This window comes from Amycolatopsis sp. NPDC058278 (assembly GCF_042881395.1).
In the GTDB taxonomy this organism is placed as follows: Bacteria; Actinomycetota; Actinomycetes; order Mycobacteriales; family Pseudonocardiaceae; genus Amycolatopsis.
Map to the genome: position 1 here is coordinate 1 of NZ_JBHVXZ010000245.1, position 4977 is coordinate 4977.

The window sequence follows — 4977 nt, forward strand, 5'->3', positions numbered from 1 at the left end:
ACACTCGACGCCCAGTACTGGTACGACAACCTCAGCACCACCGTCCACTTCGCCCAAACCATCGGCAAACTCGTCGAGCACGGCCACACCCTCTTCATCGAAACCAGCCCCCACCCGGTCCTCACCACCACCATCGATACGGGAACCGCGATCGGGACTCTCCGACGCGACGAAGGAACCCTCACCCGCTTCCTCACCTCCGCCGCCACCGCCCACACCCACGGACAGGAAATCGACTGGGACGCGGCCGTGGGCTGGCCGCGGTCGCGGCCGGTCGAGCTGCCCACCTACCCCTTCGAGCGGCAGCGGTACTGGCTGGACGCCCCGGCGGGCACGGCCGGAACCGACCTCGGGCTCGCCCCCAGCGACCACCCCCTGCTCGGTGCGGCCGTCGCCCTCGCCACCGGCGACGGTCTCGTCCTCACCGGACGGCTGTCACTTCGCGCACAGCCGTGGCTCGCCGACCACGCGGTCGGCGGGACCGTGCTCGTCCCCGGTGCCGCCTTCGTCGACCTGGCCTGCCACGCCGGTGATCTGGCCGGTTGCGGCCGGGTCGCCGAGCTCACCGTGCAGGCTCCGCTGGCGCTGCCCGACGGCGGCGTGCAGCTGCAGGTCGCCGTCGGTGACCCGGACGAGACCGGCCGCCGCTCGCTCACCGTCCATTCGCGACCGGCCGGCGACGAGAGCGCCCTCACCGAGCACCCGTGGACCTGCCACGCCACCGGCGTGCTCGAGCAGGCCGTCGCGCCTCCCGACGCCGGCCTCACGGTGTGGCCACCCGCGGGCGCCACTGCGCTGGAGCTCACGGACTGCTACGACCGGCTGGCCACGCTGGGGTACGAGTACGGCCCGGCTTTCCGGGGACTGCGTTCGGCGTGGCGCCTCGGTGCCGACGTCTACGCCGAGATCGCGCTGCCCGAAGAGACCGGCACCGCCGGATTCGGCTTGCACCCGGCACTCCTGGACTCCGCCCTGCACCCCCTGGTGCTCGGCGCGATCGAAGGCATCGGCGGTACCACGGCGCTGCTGCCGTTCTCGTGGTCCGGCGTGTCGCTGCACGCCGTGGGCGCGTCTTCGCTGCGAGTCCGGCTTTCGGCCAACGGACCCGACGACGCGGCCCTGACCTTGGCCGACGCCGCCGGGCTCACCGTGGCCGTGGTCGAGTCGTTGACCTTCCGCCCGGCCACCCTCGAGCCGCACACCGGACGCTCCGATGACCTTTTCCGTCTCGAGTGGACGGAGATCGCACCCGGCGCCGCGGACAGCGATCCCCGCGAATTCGCCGGCCTCGACGAGGTACCCGAGGAGGTTCCGGACCGGGTCGTCGTCCGGGTGTCCCCGGCCGGCGAGCTGCCCGCGGCCGCGCACACCGCGACCCGGCAGGCGCTCGACCTGATCCGGTGCTGGCTCGCGGAACCCCGGTTCACCGGCTCGCACCTGGTCTTCGGGATCGGCGACGACATCGTGTCCGCCGCCGTCGGCGGCCTGGTGCGCAGCGCGCAGTCGGAGCACCCGGACCGGTTCGTGCTGCTCGACGCGGACCCGGCGTCCGCCGCGCTGGTCCCGGCCGCGCTCGCCACCGGCGAGCCGCAGCTGAAGCTCCGCGACGGCAAGGTGTCCGTCCCGCGCCTCGCCCGCGCCGGGGCCACCACGGCCACGACCGGCACCCGGCTCGACCCGCACGGTACCGTGCTGATCACCGGCGGCACCGGGACGCTGGGCGCGCTCATCGCGCGGCACCTGGTCACCACGCACGGCGCGCGCCACCTCCTGCTCACCAGCCGCCGCGGGCTCGACGCCGAAGGCGCCACCGAGCTGACCGCGGAACTCACCGCGCTCGGCGCTCGGGTCAGCGTTGCCGCCTGCGACGTCGCCGGCCGCGAAGCGCTGGCCCGGCTGCTCGGCGCCATCCCGGCCGAGCACCCGCTCACCGCCGTCGTGCACACCGCCGGTGTCCTCGACGACGCCACCGTCGAGACCCTCACCGCCGGGCAGCTCGAGCGCGTGCTGGCGCCCAAGGCCGACGCGGCGTGGCACCTCCACGAGCTCACCGCACACCTGCCGTTGACCGCGTTCGTGCTGTTCTCGTCCGTGGTGGCCACCGTCGGCGGCGCCGGGCAGGCCAACTATTCGGCCGCCAACGCCTTCCTCGACGCGCTGGCTCACCATCGCCGCGCCCGCGGCCTGCCGGCGCTGTCGCTGGGCTGGGGGCTCTGGGCGGACGCCACCGGCATGACCGGGCACCTCGACGAGACCGACGTGGCCCGGATGAGCCGCGCGGGCATCGGTTCGTTCCCGGCCGGGCGAGGGCTCGCGCTGTTCGACGCGGCACTCGGCCTCGACGCCGCGCACCTCCTGCCCGCCCGGCTCGACCTCGCCGCGGTCCGCGCACAGGCATCCTCCGGCGTGCCCGCGCTGTTCCGCGCGCTGGTCCGCGCACCGGCACGCCGCACGGCCGCGTCCGGCGGCAGTACGTCCTGGACCGAACGGCTCGCCGCGCTGCCGCCCGCCGAGCAGGACCAGGCGATGCTCGACCTCGTGCGGTCGCGGGTGGCGACCGTGCTCGGTCACGCCACCGCGGAGACCATCGACGCGCACCGGGCGTTCAAGGATCTCGGGTTCGACTCGCTCACCGCGGTCGAGTTGCGCAACCGGCTGGCCACCGCGACCGGGCTCCGGCTGCCCGCCACCGTCGTCTTCGACCGGCCCACGGTCGCCGCGATGGCTGACTTCCTGCGCGACGAGCTTCTCGGTACCCGCGCCGTGCGACCTGCCGCGGCGAGCACCGCCGCCGTGGCAGGCGACCCCATCGCGATCGTCGGCATGGCTTGCCGGTTCCCCGGTGGCGTCCGCACGCCGGAGGAGCTGTGGCAGCTCGTCGCGGACGGCATCGACGCCATCGGCGAGTTCCCGGCCGATCGCGGCTGGCCCGCGGACCTGCACGACCCGGATCCGGACCGGACGGGCCGGTCGAGCACCCGGTACGGCGGGTTCCTGTACGAGGCCGGCCTGTTCGACCCGGCGTTCTTCGGCATCAGCCCGCGCGAGGCGCTCGCCACCGACCCCCAGCAGCGGCTGCTCCTGGAGACGTCCTGGGAGGCCGTCGAACGGGCGGGCATCGATCCGGTTTCCTTGCGCGGCAGCAAGACCGGCGTGTTCGCCGGCGTGATGTACAACGACTACGGTTCGCGCCTCTCCCCGGCGCCGGAGGGCTTCGAAGGGTTCCTCCTCGCCGGGAACCAGGCGAGCGTCGTGTCCGGCCGGGTGTCGTACACGCTCGGGCTGGAGGGCCCGGCCGTCACGGTCGATACGGCGTGCTCGTCTTCCCTGGTGGCGACCCATCTGGCCGCGCAGTCGCTGCGCACCGGTGAATGCGATCTCGCGCTCGCCGGCGGAGTGGCCGTGATGGCGACGCCGACGACGTTCATCGAGTTCAGCCGCCAGCGGGGGCTGGCCCCCGACGGCCGGTGCAAGTCGTTCGCCGCCGGCGCCGACGGCACCGGGTGGGGTGAAGGTGCCGGAATGCTCGTCCTCGAACGGCTCTCCGACGCCGAGCGGAACGGGCACCCGGTGCTGGCCGTCATCCGCGGTTCCGCGGTGAACTCCGACGGCGCGTCCAACGGCCTCACCGCGCCGAACGGCCCCTCCCAGGAACGGGTGATCCGGCAGGCCCTCGCCAACGCGGGCCTGTCCACATCGGACATCGACGCGGTGGAGGCGCACGGCACCGGGACGACGCTCGGCGACCCGATCGAAGCGCAGGCCTTGCTGGCCACCTACGGGCAGGACCGGTCCGAGCCGCTGTGGCTCGGCTCGATCAAGTCCAACATCGGGCACACCCAGGCGGCGGCCGGGGTCGCCGCACTGATCAAGATGACCGGGGCGCTGAACCACCGGCAGCTGCCGAGGACCCTGCACGTCGACGAGCCCTCCCCGCACGTGGACTGGAACTCCGGTGCCGTCTCGCTGCTCACCGAGGCCCGGGAGTGGCCCGACGTCGACCGGCCGCGGCGGGCCGCGGTGTCGTCGTTCGGCATCAGCGGCACGAACGCGCACCTGATCATCGAGGAGCCACCGGCCACCGAGCCCGCACCCGACCGGGATCCGCGACGCCGGGTCGTGCCGTGGGTCCTCTCGGCGCAATCACCGGCGGCGCTGCGGGCGCAGGCCGAGCGGTTGCTGTCCATAGTGGACCTCGACCCGGTGGACGTCGGCTTCTCGCTCGCCACGACGAGGCCGGCCCTCCAGTACCGCGCTGCGGTCGTGGCTGCTGACACCGAGCAGTTCCGGAGTGGCCTCGCCGGCCTGGCCGCAGATGTGCCCGCCGCACACGTCGTCACCGGAACGGCCGGAGCGGCCAAGCCGGTGTTCGTGTTCCCGGGCCAGGGTTCGCAATGGGCCGGAATGGCCGTCGACCTCCTCGACACCTCCCCCGTCTTCGCCGCCCGCATGCAGGAATGCGCCGACGCCCTTACCGAATACTGCGACTGGTCACTCCTCGACACCCTCCGCAACCAAACCGCCCTCGACCGCGTCGACATCGTCCAACCCGCCCTCTGGGCCGTCATGGTCTCCCTCGCCGAACTCTGGCGCTCCATCGGCGTCCACCCCACCGCCGTCATCGGACATTCACAGGGCGAAATCGCCGCCGCCACCGCCACCGGCGCACTCACCATTCGAGACGGCGCCAAAGTCGTCGCACTCCGCAGCCAAGCCATCCGCACCCACGCCCGGCCCGGCGGCATGGTCTCCCTTTCCCTTTCCGCCGAAGACACGCGTGCCCTCCTGTCCACCTGGGACCAGGAAATCCACCTGGCCGCCCACAACGGACCCACCGCCACCGTCGTCGCCGGCGACACCCACGCCCTCGACCAGCTGCTCGCCCACTGCGAAACACACGACATCCGCGCCCGCAGAATCCCCGTCGACTACGCCTCCCACACCCCGCACATGCACGTGCTCCGCGACGAACTACTC

The 4977-nt window shown here is 73.2% G+C and carries 1 protein-coding gene; it reads left to right on the forward strand.

What is annotated here, in order from left to right; translation table 11 throughout:
- On the forward strand, positions 1-4977 hold a 4977-nt coding region (locus ACFVYA_RS49455; protein WP_387055553.1), incomplete at both ends, for a type I polyketide synthase.